This window comes from Chloroflexota bacterium (assembly GCA_026710945.1).
Taxonomy (GTDB): domain Bacteria; phylum Chloroflexota; class UBA11872; order VXOZ01; family VXOZ01; genus VXOZ01.
This window is the reverse complement of sequence record JAPOQA010000064.1, coordinates 1-18,211: the sequence shown is the minus strand read 5'-3', so window position 1 is coordinate 18,211 and position 18,211 is coordinate 1. Positions and strand designations below refer to the sequence as shown.

Below are 18,211 nucleotides of genomic sequence, written 5' to 3'. Positions count from 1 at the left end.
ATGGCTGAGGCCGCACAACCGACTTCCTCCAATGACGATCGCCCCTTGCTTCAGGTCGAAGGCCTGCGCAAGCATTTCCCGGCCGCTACCTCACGCTTCCGGCGCAACGAGCGCTTCATTCACGCGGTAGACGACGTCAACTTTACGCTTGGGAGAGGTGAAAGCCTGGGGCTGGTCGGTGAGTCCGGATGCGGTAAGACGACCACCGGCAAGATGCTGGTGCGCCTGATCGACCCCACCGACGGACACGTGATCTTCGACGACGGTACAGGGGAACCGACGGACATCGCGACGTTGCGCGGCAAGCCGCTGAAGGATTTCAGAAAACACGCGCAGATGATCTTTCAGGACCCCTACGAGTCTATGAACCCCCGGCGCACGATCTTCGATACCATCGCCGAGCCCTTGCAGGTGCAAGACATCGGCACGCTGGTGGACCGCATCGACCGCGTTACGGAGATGCTCGCGCTCGTCGGTCTCACACCGCCGCGCGCGTTTCTTTTTCGCTTCCCACACGAACTCTCCGGCGGGCAGCGCCAACGCGTCGCCATCGCCAGGGCGCTGATTGTCGAACCGTCATTCGTCGTGGCCGACGAGCCGACCTCGATGCTGGATGTCTCCGTGCGGACCGGCGTGATGCGTCTCATGGCAGACTTGGCAGCCGGATTGGGGATCGGCTACCTCTACATCACCCACGATCTGGCGGTGGCCCGCTACATGTGCAGCCGTATCGCGGTGATGTATCTGGGGAAGATCGTCGAAATCGGCGACACGGAGGAGATCCTGAAGCACCCGCAGCACCCCTATACCCAGGCGCTCCTCTCAGCGGTGCCGGTGCCCGATCCGACGGTCGCGCGTGCTCCGGTCAAGATCAAGGGCGGCATCGCCACGTTGGTAAACCCCCCGGCTCAATGCCGCTTTTACCCACGCTGCCCCATAGCCGACGACTTCTGCGAAACCCACGACCACCCACCCCTGGAACGCAAAGGCCAAGTGCAAGAAGTAGCTTGCTACAAGGCATAGAGTTCGACTCCTGTCCAGTAGCGCTCTACAAATGCACATCGAGTGATTCGCTGCCCGCAGGTTCTGGCAATGCCCTATAAGTCCGGCGAGTCTCTTTATCCAGAGGCAAGCAGCACGTAGACGAATCCATATTCTGTGCTAACGTAGACCTTTCCGTCAATCACTACGGGTGAGGACTGCACGGCACTTTGGACTGTCGAACTCCAGAGTAACTCCCCGTTCTCGGCATCCAGCGCGTGCACGAAGCCAGTGTCCGACCCAGCGTAGACCACGCCACGTACCATGGTCGGCGCATGGAATACAATGTCGCCTGACTCCGAGCATCGACTTTACCACGGCATGCCCGTCAATCCCCAAGCCGTGCCTTCAGCGCATACACGTAGCCATCATTTGAGCCGACGTATACGACGCCATCAGCGACTGTCGGGGAGGAAACCACTTCCCAAGTGGTCGAGTAGCGCCACAAGAGTTCGCCGGTAGCTGATTCCAAAGCGTAGATGCCCCCATCATCTGAGCCGATGTATAGCACACCTTCCGCCACTGCAGGAGAGGAGCGCACCCTTCTCCTGGTCCGAAAGTACCACCGCAATTCGCCGGTGGCGGCGTCCAGTGCATACACGGGGCTGCGTTCTGAGCCAATAAATACCATGCCATCAGCCACCGCCGGGGTTGATGAAATGTATCCGCCTACGAAGAACCGCCACCGTACATCTCCAGTCACTGCATCCAGCGCATAGACGTAGCCATCGCCTGACCCCACGTAGACCGTTCCCTCGAAAACCACTGGGGAAGAAGACACTTGGGAGTTCGCTTGAAGGCGCCAGCGCAATTCTCCGTCAACCGCATTGAGCGCGTAGAGATGACCGTCATTTGAGCCCACGTAAACCACACCGTCAGCCACAGTTGGAGATGACCAAACTCGGTCTTCAGTTTTGAAGCGCCAAAGGCGTTTGCCGGAAATGGCATCCAATGCATAAATGTAGGTGTCCTCCGAGCCAACAAAGACCACACCATCACTTACCGCGGGAGAGGACCAGATTCCCGCGCGCGTCAGAAATCGCCATCGGATTTCTCCAGTCTCAGCGTCTAGCGCGTATACATAGGAGTCATATGAGCCGAAGAAGATCGATCCCTCAGCCACCACTGGGGAAGAGAGTACAATTGCGCCGGTCTGAAAGCGCCAAATCAGTGCGCCACTAGCAGCATCCAGTGCGTAAAGGTGGTCGTCATAGGAGCCGACGTAGACCACACCGTCGGCCACTTCCGCAGAACCAAGAACATTGCTGTCCGTCTCAAAGCGCCATAGCAGTTCGCCAGTCGGCTGAGGCGGAGGTCTGTAATCTGACGTTTGCAGGGCGTACACAAGACCATTCTCGGTACTCACGTACATTCTGCCTGCAATGACCACCGGCGTCGCTTGCATCGAACCACTCATTTCAAGGCGCCATTGCAGTTTTCCGGTCTCAGCATTGAGCGCATACAAAAGGGGGGCGTTCGCACCAACGTGAACTACCCCTCCTTCCACCACCGGGGGATGAAGGACGAATTCACCGGTCTCAGTGCTCCAGATCAATTCTCCGGTGGCTGCGTCTAGGGCATACATGTAGCCAGCATCCGAACCGACATAGACCGCGCCATCCTCCACAGTTGGGGAACTGCTTACTTCTCCGTCCGTCTCGAAACGCCAGTTAAGTTCGCCGGAAGCGGCATCAATCCCGTAGACGTAGCCATCATCAGAGCCCACGTACACCATACCTCCAGCCACGGCAGGTGAAGACTGCAAGAAGTAGCCGGCTTGGAAACGCCAAAGAGGTTCGCCGCTCGCGGAATCAAGCGCATACATGAATCCGTCCTGGGAGACGGCGTAAACTGAGTCATCAGCCACCGCCGGCGTAGACCATACACCGTCGCCTGTCAGGAATCGCCAGCGTAGTTCTCCCGTCGAGGCCTCCAGAGCGTATACGTGCCCGTCGAGTGAGCCAACATAGACGGCACTGTCGCTCGCTGCCGGAGAGGAATCTACGTTGCTTTCAGTTTGATAGCGCCAGAGGAGTTTTCCGGTCTTATCTGCAAGCGCATAGATATGGCCATCTTGAGAGAGGGCGTAGACCGAGCCATTGTCTGCTTTTGTGGGAGACCGCACCACGCCTCCGGTTTGGAACGTCCACACCACTCCTCTGGTAGCAACATTTAGTGCATATACGTGGTCGGCGCCTGAGCTGAGGTAAATGACGCCGTCACCCACCGCTGGCGGATTGTAGTCTGCCTTTCCTGTCAGGTAACGCCATTGTCTTTCGCCGGTAGCAGCATTCAGAGCGTAGACGTACCCATCGTTTGACCCTACATAAACTACACCGTCAACCATTGCGGGCGAAGACCACACCTCATCCCCCGTCTGGAAGCTCCAGCGCACTTTGCCGGTGGCTGCATCCAATGCATAGACTATGTTGTCGTGTGAGCCGAAGTGAATGACTCCGTCAACCACCACAGGAGTTGTACGCACTTCACCACCCGTCTGGAAGCGCCAGAGGAGCGCACCGTCTTGAGCGTCGAGCGCATAAACATAACCATCGCGAGACCCGACATAGAGCTCGCCCCCAGCCGCTGCTGGGGCAGCAGCTAAACCACCAGCTAGATGTACGCGCCAAATCAGTTCTCCAGTGGTAGCTTCCAATGCATACAGATGGCCATCCCAGGTACTAACGTAGACCGCGCCGTCCACCACCATCGGGGGTGCAGACACATAACTGTCTGTCAAGAAGCGCCAGAATCGTTCACCCCTGACGGCATCAAGCGCATATAAGTATCCATCCCAAGAGCCGATGTAGACGACACCTTCTTCTACAGTTGGAGAGGAAGCAACTCCGCCACCGGTCAGATAGCGCCAGCGGAGTTCACCGCTAGCGGCATCAAGCGCATACACGTAGCTATCCAAGGAACCGGCATAAAGAACGCCGTCTGCAACTTGCGGAGATGAGTACACATCGTCACCAGTCAGATAGCGCCAGTGGAGTGCGCCAGTGTCAGCATCGATGGCATAAATGTAGTCATCCTCGGAGCCGACGTAAACCACGCCATCCTCCACCTCTGGAGATGTCCATACCTCAGCTTCTGCAGCATATCGCCACCGAAGGTTGCCAGTATTAGCGTTCAGGGCATACACGTGGCGGTCAGCAGAGCCAATGTAGATCACGCCATTTGCCACTGCTGGTTTGGACCACAACCACTCTCTCCCGCCGCTAGTCTGCTGGTAAGCCCATAGCAGAGGAGCAGGTTGCTCAACTCGCGGGGGCGGCAAAGGTTTAGAAGGATAAGGTGGCAGTGGATCAGGCCGGGGCGGAGGGCCGCAAGCAGTCAACATCGACGCCACGACGGCGACTACCAAAAGGAGTATGGCAAAGCGGGCGGGCCCATACATCTGAACCGCTCTCCTCAAATTGGTAACCTGCACTTGACCAGTAGTATACTCCACCTGTAACGAGTCATGGACTTTCCGCGATTTCGGCAATGAAACAGGGAGTTAGGAATACTCGGTGCACATATTGTCGCTGCAAGACGCAAGTGCCCACGCGCCGAGACTTGCCTTGAATCTTTAGCGGTAGTGGCTTGTTCGCTATGACAGTGGGATTGAGCTCGCGGTCACATTCATCGCATCCGTAAGCGATGGTGTGTTCGCGATCTGTTAGGCGCTCCATTTGGAGGAGGATCAAGAAGGTGTCACGAATCCTTACGCACGATACTTTGAAGCCCAAATCAACTTTGCCAGACGATGTGTGCAACCTGTCTTCACTCTAGACATCCATCACCGCGCCGGTGTCGTCGCGGAGGTTTTTGAAATACGCGAAGCTGCGGGGCGGGTTGGCGGCGATGACGTCTTCGTCGAGGTCGACACCTAGGCCCGGGCGTTCCGGCACGTGCAGGTAGCCGTCTTGAATCTGCCACGGTTCCTTGACCACCTTATCGCGGTAGGGTTGGCTGGGGACGTATTCCAGCATGAGGTAGTTGGGCACGCTCATGCCGATGTGGGCCGCGGCGGCGGTGGAGAGCGGCCCCTGGGGATTGTGCGGCGCCACGAGCACGTGGTGCACCTCGGCCAGCGCGGCAATCTTCTTCACCTCGGTGATGCCGCCTGCATGGCACAGGTCAGGCTGGATCACGTCCACGTATTGGCCCGCCAGCAGGGGCGCGAACTGCCATTTGGTGAAGTAGCGTTCGCCGGTGGCCAGGTCGATGCCCAGCTCGCGGGCCGTCTCGCGCACGGGCCGAAAGGCTTCGATGTTGTCGGGCGGCACCGGCTCCTCGAAGAAGGTGATGCGGCTGTCCTTGACGGCGTGCAGTTGGCGAATGGCTTGCGCCGGTCGGCTCTTGCCGTGGTTGTCGATCATGAGGTCTACGTCTTGACCGACAGCTTGACGCAGGATGGCAATGCGTTCGCCCAATAGCGCCGCGTGCTGAAAGTCGCCCATGTGCTCATCCGTGGCCCACGCGCCGGTCTTCAGAGCGGTAAAGCCGGCCGCCACGTGCTGCTGCGCCTCCGTCGCTATGCGGTGGGCCTCGTAAATGCCGACGTGGGTGTAGAGGCGAATGCGGTCGCGGGCGGGCCCGCCGAGCAACTGATAGACCGGCGCGCCGTAGTGCTTGCCCTTGATATCCCATAGGGCTTGGTCTATACCCGAAATGGCGGTGTTGATTACCACACCGCCTTTCCAGAAGCCGTCCTTGTAAAGCGACTGCCAGAGGCGTTCGGTCTCCAGCGGGTCCTTGCCGATGAGAGTCTCGCCGAGCTGTCCGATGGCGGTCTGCACCGTGGCGTCTTTGCCTTCCAACGTCGCCTCGCCCCAGCCGTAGAGCTCCGGCTCGTCGGTGGAGATCTTCACAAAGACCCAATTGCGCGGGTTCCCCCACATGATGAAGGTGTCTACTGCGGTTATACGCATGGCAACTCTCCTATTGTCAGGTAAAGGATGTGTTGGCTTGCCACTGACTCCTGAGTGTAACAGCGAATAGTCCGTCAATCCCGTGAAAACGGGAATTAATCTTCATCCGTTGCCATTGTTCGGTGCCACGCAAAGTAGCACGCAGCCACGAAAACCTGCACGCTCACCCTCACCGGATCTTCTTCTCGCATGGTGGAGAATGAACTGCACACACTCTAGATTCCTCGCTGCGCTCGGAATGACATGACCTGCTAACACTGCCAATTAGGGAGAGGACTTGTCACTGAATTACGCAACACTTTCAGGAATGACAGTGGCTGTCAGCAAGTCCTAACGGTGTAGCACATCACCGCGAGAGATGTATCGTGGCCAAATTCCTTGTTCACTTCGCCGGAATGCTCACCCAATCGCCGCTCTCTGCCGCGGCCTTGGCGTGCAGCGTCACCTCCATCGTGCGGAGCACCTCTTCCGCGCTGCCGTAGGGTTCGCGGTCGTTGACAAGCGCCTCCAGAAAGTCGCTGGTAGGCGTGTGTTGCAGTGGCGGGACGTCCAGGTCGAAGGGTTCCTTATCATTCAGCACCACACGCACGCCGCCCTGTTTGTTGGGGCCGGAGGGCTCCAGTGTGCCGGCGGTCGCGATCTCCGCCGTGCCGCGCGTGCCGGTGACGTAGAGACGGTAGTCGCCGTGATAGGGCGCAGCGTCGGGCGTGAGCCAGTCGGCGACCACGAGGCCTTTCATGCCGCCGTCGAATTCCATGAGCGCGTGGGCGTGGTCGTAGAGTTGGGGCAGCTCCGGAAAGCGCGTATTGCCTTGCGCCGCAGCCACGCGCACCGGCTCCTGGCCGGAGAACCACCGCAGCGAATCGAAGTAGTGCACGCCAAGATCAACCAACACCCCGCCGTTCTGCGCCGCGTCAAGTTCCCACGGATTGCGCGTATGGGGACGTAGCTTGTGGGGACCGAAGCCGTACATGTGCACAATCTCGCCAAAGTCTCCGGCTTCCACCTGCGCCTTTAGGGCCCGGTGGGGCGCGGAGAAGCGCTGGCTTAGCATCATGCCAAGGCGCGCCTTGCCGAGAACATTAGCAGCCCGCACCTGCTCAAGTTGTCCCATCTCCGTGAGCAGCGGCTTATCGGCAATCACGTTGATGCCGCGTTCCAGGCAGGCGGTGAGCGCCAGGAATTTCGTGGCGTTCGTCCTGGCGACACCGACAACTTGCGGCTGCTCTTTGTCGAGCAATTCTTCAAAGTCCGCATATACCGGCACGCTGTGCTCGGACTCTATTCTGGCACGAACCGTCGGCTCGTCTTCCGCGATACCGACTAGGCTTACCGCCTCATTTTCCTCTACGGCCCGTACAAACTCGCTGATGTGTCCGTGCCGCATGCCCATGACTGCTGCGCGCATAGTTTTCTTCTCTCCTTTGGTTCAAGTCTTTCCTTTGCCCAGTTTTTCGTCTGTAGTTACCGCATTCCCGCCTGCTTCCTGCCCGAAGAGGCGGGGGACAAGCCCCCGCGCTACACAGATTCGTCCCATCTTCCTGCCGCGAGAAACGCGGCACATGCCCGTCTTCTCCGGTAGCACAGGTTTGCAACCTGTGCATTTGCGATGGCAGAGCGTGGCTACGTATACCGCCGATGTTTCTCCTGTATGTCTTTGCGTTGCACAGTCCTGTTTGTAGAGTGGGCATGAATCCGCCCGTCAGTCGCCTTAGGAGGCGGGGGACAAGCCCCCGCGCTACACGGATACGTCCCAACTCCCTGCCTCGATTGACGTGGTACATCCCAGTCTTCTCCGGTAGCACAGGTTTGAAACCTGTGTTCTGCGCTGACCGGAAACCGTCACAAGCTCCCTCACTCCGGCTGCATTGCTCGCAAGAGCATACCCTGATAGTTAGAAATAGGATCAACAACCTCTGCCATCCCAAGCACGCCGGACGCCCGCTCCAGATGGCGCTTCCTCGCTGGTGCACCTTGCACCTATTCTACTGTTCCGCATCGCCAATTGCAGCGTGCTCCCCCGCCAGCACCTGCTCCGGTTCCAGTTCTTCCATGCACTCCACCGTGCCGTAGCGGCAGGTAGCAGGTTGTCCGGTCTCCGGCCGGTAGCAGGGACTGCAAAATATCGGGTGTCGCCGCACGGCGTCGGGCTGTCCGAAGGGTCCATAGCGCACCGGACTCGTGGCACCGTACAGGCCGACGACGCTTGTGCCCAGCGCCACAGCGAGGTGCAGGGGTCCGCTGTCGCTGCCTACCATGAGTGTGACCTGCGCAAGCACCGCTGCCAGTTGCCCCAGCGTCGTCTTGCCGGTCAGCACCAGGGGCGCGCTTTCACAGGCATGCGCAATTGCCGCCGCCTCCTCTACTTCCTCAGGCCCTCCCACGAGTACGGCACGATACCCCGTTTTCTGCAGTTGATCTATGAGGCCGACCCAGTGGCGCCGCGGCCAGATCTTAGCATAGCCGTTCCGCGCGCCGTGTCCACAGGCAACCCAGAGCGCGTTACCATCCGTAGCTAAGGTCCCTTCAGCCCAGGCGCGGTCGGCCGCGCTCACCCAGGCTTCCATGCGGTCGGGTGTGGTTGCGGCGCCGGCCGCTTGCGCCACCGCCAGGGAACAATGCACCTCGTGACGGTCCTGCGGCAGGCGACTACCCGTTGCACGAAGGGTAAAGCTGCCCGGCGGCGCTTCGTCGGCGAAACCCGCCCGCTGTGGCGCGCCGGTCAAGAGGCTAACGGTCGCCGCAGGCACACCGTAGAGGCTCAAGCAGAGTTCATACCGCTGAGCGCGCAAGGTGCGGATGAGCCGCCATGCCTGCCGCCACCGGCTGAGAGAGAGAAAGCCGGGAAGGTGGGTTAGCGTGTGGGTGTCCAGAGTGTAGACATGGTTGATGTAGGGGCACTCGGCGAGGAGTGGCGCGGTGTTGGGGGCCACGAGCACGTCAAGTCTCGCGTGCGGAAACCGCTGACGAGTGTTGCGAATAGCAGGTACCGAGAATAGGAGGTCGCCGATGAGATCAAGCCGGATGATGAGAATGCGCTCAACGCTATCCGGTCGATAGGAATCCTGCCCGTGACGGAGCCGGGCGATCAGAGCCAGAGCGGCGCAAACGATCCAAAGCACTACCCCAGCGGCGCGGCGTGCAAGGTGTTTGAGTGAAGAACTCATGGGTGAGTGCTCGTTACGGTTTGTTCCAGCAGCTCTCGCGCCACTGCCGTTACCGCTGCCGGATCTATGAATTGCATGCACGGGTGCTGCGATAGGGCCGCAGCGGGCAACGCTAGGTATCCGCAGTGTCGACAAGGGATGGTGGAAGCTACCGTGCGGTGCCGTTCGGCAGGCCCCCACGGACCGAACCGCACGGGATCGCTCGCACCGTAGAGGGTCACACTGGGCGCGCCCACCGCAACCGCGAGGTGCAAGGGGCCGGAATCGGGCCCCATCACCAATGAGCAGCGGGCGTAGAGTGCTGCCAATACGCCGAGTGAGGTCTCTTGGACCAACACGGTGCGACCTGGCGGCAGACCGGCGGCGACTTCCCGGGCAAGGTCTTGCTCAGCGGGACCGGAAGATACGAGAAAGTGTACGCGGTCGTCTTGCGCTAATTCGTTGCCTACAGCGTGCCAGCCGGTGGCGGACCAATGCTTGATTGGCGCGCCGGAACCCGGGTGAATGGCGATAAGTGTGGCGTCTGAATTCACGTTAGCTGCGCGCAGAAGCTCTTCAGCCGCCTGTGCGTCGTCGTGCGTGCAGTCGAACTCTAGGTGTGTGCCGACATCTTCTACCGGGACGCCAACGGTCGCGGCGGCGCGGGTCAAGCGTAGGTTGCCGGCCGCTTGGTGCTCGTCACGCTGTACCGGCAACGCATGGGTGAGGAACGGCGCGCACTCCGGCTCGCTGAATCCCCACACGTAGGGAATACCGGCAAACGCGGCCAGCGCCGCGCCCCACCAGAAGTCCGCTCGGAGGTTAAGGGCTAGCTGGTAATCCTCTCCACGCAGGCGCGCGGCTTCACGCCGGAGTTGCGTGTAGGCGCGCAGGCCCTGCTGCGGTTGGCTGCGCTCAAAGCCGGGAAAACGGCAGACCTCAAGCCGGTCGATCTGCGGGTTTCGTGCCAGCACCGCTTCCGACCACGGACCCACCAGCGCCGTAATCTCAGTCTCAGGAAACGCCCGGCGCAGCAGCCGCAACGCGGGCGTGATCAGCAGCACGTCACCAATATGGTCGGGACGAATTACCAGGATGCGGTCGGCGTAAGCAGCAGGAAAGCGATACGGGCGAAAGAATGCCAGCGTTCGCAGCAGCCCGCGCCGCGCCCAGCGCTTCGCCGTCGACTCCCGCGGCAAGAGCGTGCTGGGCAAAGGGTGAGGAACATTAGGTGTTATTGTTGAAGATACCTCTCTGCCCATGCCTACGCCTCTGTCACAGCGCTAGCAGAAAGCTCTTCAGCGGATAATAGACCGGCGAGTCCAATTGCCAATACCCGGCTTCTGCCGCTTCGCCGACACGTAGCTCTGGCTTGGAACGTGAGGCCAAGAAGGCATGGGCGCGTGCCTTGTCGGGATTCTTAGAAGGTATACTCGCACTCTCCTCAAGGCATTGAAAATATTGTTCCACGCACGGCATCGCCGGGTCATCTTGCATCGCAGAAAGACATAGTGTCTCGAGCATTCCGGGACTGGAACAATCGGGGAGAACGAACACCGAAACGCTGGGCGTGGCTGACGTAGGCGCGCGGGTTTGATCTGGAACGCCCAGTCCGGCGTTGCCGAGCGAATTACAGATTGATTGAAATGCGGAGGCAAAGGACTCATCTGCATCGCGTGTGACGCCGAGCGCGGTCAAGTCTGAATATCCTGGAGCAAGGTGTAACGTAGAGAGCAAAGGCCGTAACTGGGTTTTTCCTCCATAGTTCAAGACCTGTACTGCATCTGAAAGCTCTAAGCGGCGAAGAAGAGCCACAAAGAACCGGCGCTCATTCTCTCCTTCTACCAAGAGCAGCTTGCTCCGCGAGATTTCCTGCCGATCCGCACCAGCATTTGCCACTTCGGCCATTAGCGCACCTCTAGATTGGCGTGAATCGAGGTCGCCAATTGCTCTTCGTCATACGTCAGCGCAATCACCTTGCCATCCCTGCGCTCCAGGCGGTGCAGGCGAAAGTCGTACTCATTGCTTTCCACAAAAGCGCGGTGGGCCGCTAGGACACACTCCCAGCTATGGGTCGTCGCGAAGACCTGCAAGTTCGATTCTCGTGCAGCGGCACTAATTGCCTTCCAAACATCCACAAGTGCCGTATAGTATAGTCCATTCTCGAACTCATCAATCAGTATAGTGCCGTTCTTTATGGTCTTGATCGCCAGCAGCCAAGAGAGTACGTGGGCGATTCCCTCCCCCATGTGCAGAAGCGGCATGAGCGGTACGTTACCGGTATCAGCGTAGAATACAGGCCTGTTTAAACGATAGAGCAATTCGAGACGCTGGATGCGAGGATCTAGCGCTTGCAAGGGTGGCAAAACTTCAGCTTCTCGTCCAGCCTCAACTAGAGCGCTATATTGTTCCGCATAAACCTCTGGGAAGCGCGGATACTTAGGCACAAGAATGGCAGGTCCGTATGGGTCAATACTTGATGAGGAGAACTTGATCTCGAAAGGATCCACATTCGCAGAAGAAGACAATGTCTCCTGCGGCGTTAGGCGCGCATGAGAGGTGTATTCTTTCCCCTCGCTATCCATGTATTCGAGAATTAGCTCGTTTGAGGACGCGTTGGCCGCGCCCAAGTGCAACTCAGTCTTGAGAGCACCATTCGCATCAGCAGGCAGCAGCGAGCGCTCTTCAGGTTGGACGAATCTTATCCGCAATGCGCCCTCGCCCGACCCGCCGTGGTCGCTCTGCAACGTAATGTCAGTGGACGTTTGCCTAGCGTGGAACAGCCAACTCAACTCATTCCAATGCTCTGCATTGTTACCCCCTGCACCACGGAAGAAGTTCACGCCGAAAACCCTCTCCGGGGAGTTAGGAGCACAGTGAATATTGAGCGCCTCTAGCAAGGCCGTCTTGCCGACGTTGTTCTCACCCACGATGAGATTGACTCGCGCCAACGGCTCGATATCGAGGTTTTGCAAGCAGCGGAAGTTCCGCACCGAAAACTTGCGTAACATTAGACTTTCTCCAATGCAGGCACGGGTAGCTTCTCTACTCCAATGATCCCTTGCTGCTGGGCACGGAGTGTTGGCGGCGGGGGTCTGGTTGGACGGCCTGCGACAGCGCGCGGGCGAGGGCTTTGAAGACCGCCTCGGCCTTGTGATGATCGTTTGCGCCGGCCAGCAGGCGCGCGTGCAGCGTGAATTGACCCTGCACCGCGAAGGTATCGAGAAAGTGGCCGATCATCTCGCTCTGCAAAGTGCCGAGCTTATAGCCGGTGAAAGGCACATCCACGGACGCCGCTCCGCGCCCGCTCAGGTCCACGGACACCAGGGCCAAAGCCTCGTCCATGGGGACGCAGGCCCAGCCCATGCGGGTGATGCCGGTTTTGTCGCCCAAGGCCGCGTCGAGCGCTCGACCGAGACAGATCGCGACATCTTCGACGGTATGGTGCGAATCTACCTCCAAGTCCCCGCTGGCGTGCACCTCCAAATCGAAGAGTCCGTGGGTGCTAAGCTGGGTGAGCATGTGGTCGAGCATACCGATCCCGGTAGCGATACTCGCAGCGCCGGCGCCGTCCAACGTAATCGAAACGGCCACGTTGGTCTCTTGCGTCTGTCGTGTGTGCTGTCCCGTGCGTGTCATTGGGGCACTTTCTACGGCGATATATATTCTGTGTGAGTACCCAGCAGCCACCTAGGTGTGGGAGCGTTGCGGCAGCATGTCGAACCCTGCGACACATTTCACGTGTCATTCCGAGCGGAGCGAGGAATCCAGAGTTCTCCCTTACTGCCACCGCTGCCCTACCGGCGGCGTCTTAGACTCCGCACTCTGTTCGGGGTGACAATTGCATGGCTCTGCGAACTTCCAACTGACGACAGTGTCCTTGCGATGGCGCGGGATTGCCGAAACCGGCATCACAATCCCTAAGTACCTAAACCGAGGCTCGCATCTCAGGATTGCTCCGGCCCAGCACACTGCAAAGATGGATTCCCGCGCAAGCGGGAATGACGGTCAACTGTTCCCGCTGGCGTCCGCCTGCGCCCCCTTAACTCAAGTCGAACTGAAATACCAGGTTGTCGCGCTCCTTGAAGTCGTACCCGTCCGTGTAGTGACGTACCTTGTCGCCTTGGATATTGATGTAGTCGATCGGATCGGACACCGCAAAGGGGGCCACGTGCCACGTGCCCACGTGCATGCGGATCGCGCAGCTACCGGGAAAGTGAAAGAGCGCTACCCTATCTGGATCGAAGGATTCCGGCGTCTCGCTGGGAGGCCCTACGAAGAAGAGGCCGTCCTTACCGCCCAATGGCACAAAGACCTGAGTCTCTTCCATGTGGCGGTTCAGGAAATGCGGTTGCTCTGCACTGAGGTCGCGCAATGGCGCATGGGTGATGCGCGCCGTAAGCACACCATCTGTGCAAACAATCTCGGAGCGATCCAGAGTGAGAATATTTCCGAAGGGCGCAAAGCCTTCCGGGGTGAGTGGCTGCGGCTTGAGGGTTATCACGCGCATGGTATGCCTCGTTTCTCTTGCCTGGCGGGTTTTTTCGCTTGTTCCTATGATACGTACTTCATAGGTGTAGTCACAAGTTGCTGCACGTTCCTTGCATTGGCCCTGATTACCAAGCCCAGGGCACGGGAACGAGAGTCTAATACAACGACTTCCCCCTGCCAGTGTGGAAGACTTGGAATCCACGCAAGAACGAGACGGGAAAACGCAAACTGCGCTTAAGTTTGTTGCGCCCGTCTGCGCGCGGCCCGGGCATGTGCGAAGAAGCCTTCCGCCTCGGCCAACGCGGCGGCGGGCTCGGCGATGGCGGCGGCGGTCTCGGAGTCGAGCGCGACGATGCTGGTGCTCTTATAGAATTCCTGGACGGTGAGCGGGGAAGAGAAGCGGGCCGTGCCGCCTACCGGCATGATGTGGCTCGGACCGGCGATGTAATCGCCCAACACCTCCGGCGAGGCGCTGCCGACGAAGATGCCGCCGGCATTGCGGATCTTCCCGACCCATTGCCACGGCTCCTGAGTGAGCAGGCACAGATGCTCGGGCGCGAAGGCGCTGGCGGCGTCAACGGCCGTCTCCAGATCGTCCACTACCACGATGCCGCCGTTGTGCAGCAGCGAATAGGCGGCTTCTGCCTGGCGCGGCAGGTTAGCCAGTTGCGCAGCCAGTTCTTGTTCAACGCGCGCGGCGAGAGCGGCGGAATCCGTGATGAGCAGCGGTGTTGCCAGAAAATCATGCTCCGCTTGAGCGAGCAGATCAGCCGCCGCCTCTGCCGGATCAGCCGCGGCATCGGCCACGATGACTGTTTCGGTCGGCCCGGGGAGTTGGTCGATGCCTACTTGGCCGTACACTCTTTGCTTCGCCAGAATTACAAAGATATTGCCGGGGCCGAGGATTTTGTCCACCCTGGGCACCTGTGCGGTGCCGAACGCCAGGGCCGCAACGGCCTGCGCGCCGCTTATCTTGAAGATTCTGTGTACGCCTGCCACCGCGGCGGCGGCGACCTTGAGCGGATGCACGCTGCCGTCGGGACGGCACGGGGTGGCGAGGATTATCTCCTCCACGCCTGCCACACGCGCCGGTACCGCCGACATCAGCACCGACGACGGATAGACGCGTTCCGTGCCCGGCGAATAGAGGCCTACCCGTTGCAGAGGACGTATCATCTCGCCGAGGCCCGTAGCAAAGTCCATCCAGGAATTGCGCCGCTGGCGTTCATGGTACGCAGCGATCCGAGCTGCAGCGAGTTCCAGCACTTCCCAGAGCGCGTCGTCCACGTGCTCACGCGCCGCGGCAATCTCCTCCGGCGTAACTTCCAACGGCTCCGGCACGACGCCATCGAAGTGCTGCAGGTAACGTGCCAGGGCAGTGTCGCCTTCGGCCTGGACGTCCGCCAGAATGCGGTCGACCACTTCTCCGGGTGTAAGGTCGGCGCCGAAGACCTCGCGAATGCGCGCCGCCACCGGCGCGGGCATCTCTTCGCTGCCCAGCGGCGTGCGCTTGAGCACGGTCTCTTGTGCTTCTACAAGATCGGTGACGATGCGAGTGACCGGCATGTTCGATACCTTGGTTGAATTGGCGACTAGATTGTACCTTCAGGAAGGGGATAAGCCCCCTCGTAATCCGCCATTCCCGCGCAGGCTCGCCCCCGTGCGGGGGCACGGAATCCATCTTCTGTGCTCTGTGTGTTTCTAACGACCACGGGAATCTGGACCAGCGCGACAATGTTCCCATCCAGGAGCGGGGGACAAGCCCCCGCGCTACGTACCGCACTTGACCCCATGGGTCTAGCAGCACTCCGAACGCATCATGGACAGCCGCGATCCGTCATGCCCGCGCAGGCTCGCCCCCGTGCGGGGGCACGGAATCCATCTTCTGTGCCCTGCGCATTCTTGACGACGACGGGTGCCTGGACCAGTGCCGCGATGTTCCCATGCAAGAGCGGGGGACAAGCCCCCGCGCTACGAGGATTCTGCAGGAACTAGCCGCGCAACTGGCAAATGAGTTCTCATATCTCTTAGGCACTCAGACGACGTACTCCGCAATGCGTTCCAAATAGCGGCGGGCGCTGTCGGCAGCCGGCGGCACGGCTGCCAGCATCTCCCGCACCGCGCGATCGCCGTCGTAGGGCACCAGGCGGAATTCCACGTCCCAGTCGCCGCCGGCATGCGTCAATACCGCGTAGCAGGCGCGCGCATCATGCTTCCGTTCGTACGTATGGGCGACCCCGCCGGGATTGACCACCAGTATTCCATTATAGCGGCGTTCCACGCGCCGGTGGCTATGGGCACAGAGCACGAGGCGAGCGGTGACATCCTGTAGTTTGTCGTGAAGTTCACCATCCGTCGTGGTTGGCTGATCCGGACCCGGCGGCGCGGCATCTGGCGCGGGATAGATAGACTTAGTGAGGTGGCCCGGCGAGCCGTGACAAAGCAATGTATCCTGGTTCTCCAGCAGAGTCAGAGATCGTTCGGTCGGAAGGTCGCGAAACTGCGCCACGCGCTCCACCCCGAGCTCTGCGAGCGCCTGCCGTTTGAGATACTGCACCCCTTTGCCGATGTCATACTGCGTCAATTCGGCGCACTCGTCGCCAAGCAGCATCTGCAAGCCCCGCTCCATGTTTCCGGCAATGCCCACGTGGGGAAGAGCGTCCAACGCCTCCAACACAGCACGGTTGTGCGCAAATTTCACCACGCTATCGCCCAACACCGCGATAGTGTCGGGCCGCTGCCCCCGCAGGTCCGCGAGCACTGCTTCAAGGGCGTGAATGTTGCCGTGAATGTCGGCGAGAACAGCAAGACGCATGGATACCGTCCGGGAGGGTTGATGACAGTGAATAGACCGTGCATAGATTGCCTTTCCAGTGTACCGCACGAGTTTCTAAAGTTGCGAATGGTCACGAAGTAGATTTGGTGATGCGTGTCTACGTACTGCCAAGGGGCATCCATTAGTCTGCCTCGACGTGAATTCTCATTTACTAGCGCGAGCCTGGGACCATTTCTTGGGACGGTGGCAGCTTTCGTTAACCTTGTACGAGTCCCATTGCCGTGCTAGAGTGGCAGCACTGTGGGCGGCTGCCGCGACGGCTAAGCTCAGGTTACAAACCTACGCTACCCGGGAGGCGGCGCGGTTGCCTGTGCTCGGCTGACCACTGAGGCCGGCCGCGTGTGGATAGGGGATTCCACCTCAATGAACGTCGAGCAAGCTAACTCTTTCAGTTCATCCTTGGCAAAAGAGCCGGAGCATGCTGGCTTGGCCCGGCGTGCGGTGCGGGTCCTGCAGGCGCGGTTTGGGTTGGTCTCCAACAACCGGCAGCTTATCAGCAACCCAGAGTTCTTTGAGAGCCGCACGGTGATCCAGTCGCTCGTGACGAACGTGCACGAGGTGCCGGAGATTCCCTACGCCGAGCCGCTGGATGCCCGCATGTTCATCCTGGACGTGCCCCAGGCGTCACCGTATGTGCATGTTGGTACGGACGAGATCATCGCCGTAGCGGACTTCAGCGCACTGGAGGCCGCGTGCTCAGACCGGCGCTGCTCGCTCTTCGGCAACCTGGGACTGTTCTTTCGCTTTGCGCTGGTGGTGCTGGAACGACGGTTCAACATCTTTAGCTTCCATGCTTCCGCCCTGTACCTGCCTGAGCAAAACGAGCTGATGCTCGTGGTCGGCGGGGCCGGTGCAGGCAAAACGGTCTTTCTGTTGGAAGGGCTGCGGCGCGGTTATCAGGTATTCAGTACGGAGATGACACACTTGGAATTCCGCGGCAGCAACGTGGTCTTCCATAAGGGTTCGCTGGTGGACAACATTCGCCAAGGCAACTTTGTCCATGATTTTCCGGAAGCGGTAGAGCGGCTTGATCTGGACTTGCCTGATGTCAAGAACGTGTGGGCGCACAAGCTGGCGGTGGACCTGGCGCCGGTTGCGCCGGAATTCGACGAAATTGTGAATCCGCGACTCTCACTGCTTTTCCCCAAGATCGAATCCGGGCGAGAGACCGCGGTCGTCTCAGACGTGGCCCCCGGCCCCAAGATGGTCAAGCTCCTGTTCGATAACGCTTCCGAGAAGATCGGCGGTACGGGCTTGCTGTATGACCGCATTCCAATTGCCAGCACTGACGCGCCGGACATTGCGGCTAAACGTCTCGACGGCATGAACCGCCTGGTCCACGACCACACCGCTTTGATCATTCGTGCCAAGGACACCCTGGCAGGCACGCATAACTGTATGGAAGGACTGTAGGTAAGGAGAAGAGGCTAGCAGGATTCGCAAGTGGCGCAGGTTTCAAACTAGCCCTGAGGACTCCGGCAGCCAAGTGCTGAGCCTGTCGAAGTGCTCAGCACAGAGTCTGTCACGGGGCCTGCGCTACCGGGGACACGAGGCGCGGTGCGTTTCGCGAAGGTGTCTAGTGGGACGCCTTCGGGACGCTATTCACCAACCCTCGCCCTCACCCTTACCCTCTCCCCCAGGAGAGGGAACTGCTCACCTCCTCTAGGAGAGGGAACTGCTCATCTCCTCTAGGAGAGGGAACTGCTCATCTCCTCTAGGAGAGGGAACTGCTCATCTCCTCTAGGAGAGGGAACTGCTCATCTCCTCTAGGAGAGGGA

Annotated in this window: 14 protein-coding genes; 2 read left to right on the top strand and 12 right to left on the bottom strand. The window is 59.8% G+C overall.

All coding sequences use genetic code 11. The features are described 5' to 3' along the window. Nucleotides 1–1,023, top strand: coding sequence for an ABC transporter ATP-binding protein (locus tag OXE05_13270; GenBank protein ID MCY4438288.1), 1,023 nt, complete (start codon nucleotides 1–3; stop codon nucleotides 1,021–1,023). Between the two features lie 95 nt (nucleotides 1,024–1,118). On the opposite strand, the gene OXE05_13265 is transcribed toward OXE05_13270, so the two are convergent. The 12 genes from OXE05_13265 to OXE05_13210 all read right to left on the bottom strand — a co-directional run bounded on the left by OXE05_13265 (nucleotide 1,119) and on the right by OXE05_13210 (nucleotide 16,412). Beyond that, nucleotides 1,119–1,307: a PQQ-binding-like beta-propeller repeat protein gene (locus tag OXE05_13265; GenBank protein MCY4438287.1), complete on the bottom strand. Its 189-nt coding sequence runs from the start codon at nucleotides 1,305–1,307 to the stop codon at nucleotides 1,119–1,121. A 62-nt stretch (nucleotides 1,308–1,369) separates the two neighbouring features. After that, on the bottom strand, nucleotides 1,370–4,384 hold the full coding sequence (locus OXE05_13260; GenBank protein ID MCY4438286.1) for a PQQ-binding-like beta-propeller repeat protein: 3,015 nt from the start codon (nucleotides 4,382–4,384) through the stop codon (nucleotides 1,370–1,372). 430 nt (nucleotides 4,385–4,814) lie between these two features. Next, entirely contained in the window at nucleotides 4,815–5,960 is a 1,146-nt protein-coding gene (dgoD, locus tag OXE05_13255; GenBank protein ID MCY4438285.1) for a galactonate dehydratase, read from the bottom strand. A 382-nt stretch (nucleotides 5,961–6,342) separates the two neighbouring features. Next, nucleotides 6,343–7,368 carry a Gfo/Idh/MocA family oxidoreductase gene (locus OXE05_13250; GenBank protein ID MCY4438284.1) on the bottom strand — a complete coding sequence of 342 codons (1,026 nt, stop codon included), beginning with the start codon at nucleotides 7,366–7,368 and terminating at the stop codon, nucleotides 6,343–6,345. Nucleotides 7,369–7,945: 577 nt separating this feature from the next. Further along, complete coding sequence (locus tag OXE05_13245; protein ID MCY4438283.1) at nucleotides 7,946–9,127, bottom strand: glycosyltransferase family 9 protein; 1,182 nt, start codon at nucleotides 9,125–9,127, stop codon at nucleotides 7,946–7,948. Further along, the gene (locus OXE05_13240) at nucleotides 9,124–10,368 is read right to left on the bottom strand and encodes a glycosyltransferase family 9 protein (GenBank protein ID MCY4438282.1); all 1,245 of its coding nucleotides are present in this window, start codon (nucleotides 10,366–10,368) and stop codon (nucleotides 9,124–9,126) included. Before OXE05_13240 ends, OXE05_13245 begins: the two co-directional genes overlap by 4 nt. A 13-nt stretch (nucleotides 10,369–10,381) precedes the next feature. Further along, on the bottom strand, nucleotides 10,382–11,014 hold the full coding sequence (locus OXE05_13235; protein MCY4438281.1) for a hypothetical protein: 633 nt from the start codon (nucleotides 11,012–11,014) through the stop codon (nucleotides 10,382–10,384). Beyond that, a complete protein-coding gene (locus OXE05_13230; GenBank protein MCY4438280.1) occupies nucleotides 11,014–12,117 on the bottom strand; it encodes an AAA family ATPase in 1,104 nt (367 codons plus the stop codon). Before OXE05_13230 ends, OXE05_13235 begins: the two co-directional genes overlap by 1 nt. 34 nt (nucleotides 12,118–12,151) lie before the next feature. Then, a complete protein-coding gene (gene hisB / locus OXE05_13225; protein MCY4438279.1) occupies nucleotides 12,152–12,745 on the bottom strand; it encodes an imidazoleglycerol-phosphate dehydratase HisB in 594 nt (197 codons plus the stop codon). A gap of 403 nt (nucleotides 12,746–13,148) precedes the next feature. Beyond that, nucleotides 13,149–13,616 carry an ureidoglycolate lyase gene (locus OXE05_13220; protein ID MCY4438278.1) on the bottom strand — a complete coding sequence of 156 codons (468 nt, stop codon included), beginning with the start codon at nucleotides 13,614–13,616 and terminating at the stop codon, nucleotides 13,149–13,151. A gap of 215 nt (nucleotides 13,617–13,831) precedes the next feature. After that, the gene (gene hisD / locus OXE05_13215) at nucleotides 13,832–15,163 is read right to left on the bottom strand and encodes a histidinol dehydrogenase (GenBank protein ID MCY4438277.1); all 1,332 of its coding nucleotides are present in this window, start codon (nucleotides 15,161–15,163) and stop codon (nucleotides 13,832–13,834) included. Between the two features lie 469 nt (nucleotides 15,164–15,632). Then, on the bottom strand, nucleotides 15,633–16,412 hold the full coding sequence (locus OXE05_13210; protein MCY4438276.1) for a metallophosphoesterase family protein: 780 nt from the start codon (nucleotides 16,410–16,412) through the stop codon (nucleotides 15,633–15,635). 384 nt (nucleotides 16,413–16,796) lie between these two features. Between OXE05_13210 and OXE05_13205 the strand changes: the two genes are divergently transcribed. Further along, nucleotides 16,797–17,846, top strand: a complete 1,050-nt coding sequence (locus OXE05_13205) for a hypothetical protein (GenBank protein MCY4438275.1) — start codon at nucleotides 16,797–16,799, stop codon at nucleotides 17,844–17,846. Nucleotides 17,847–18,211: the final 365 nt, after the last annotated feature.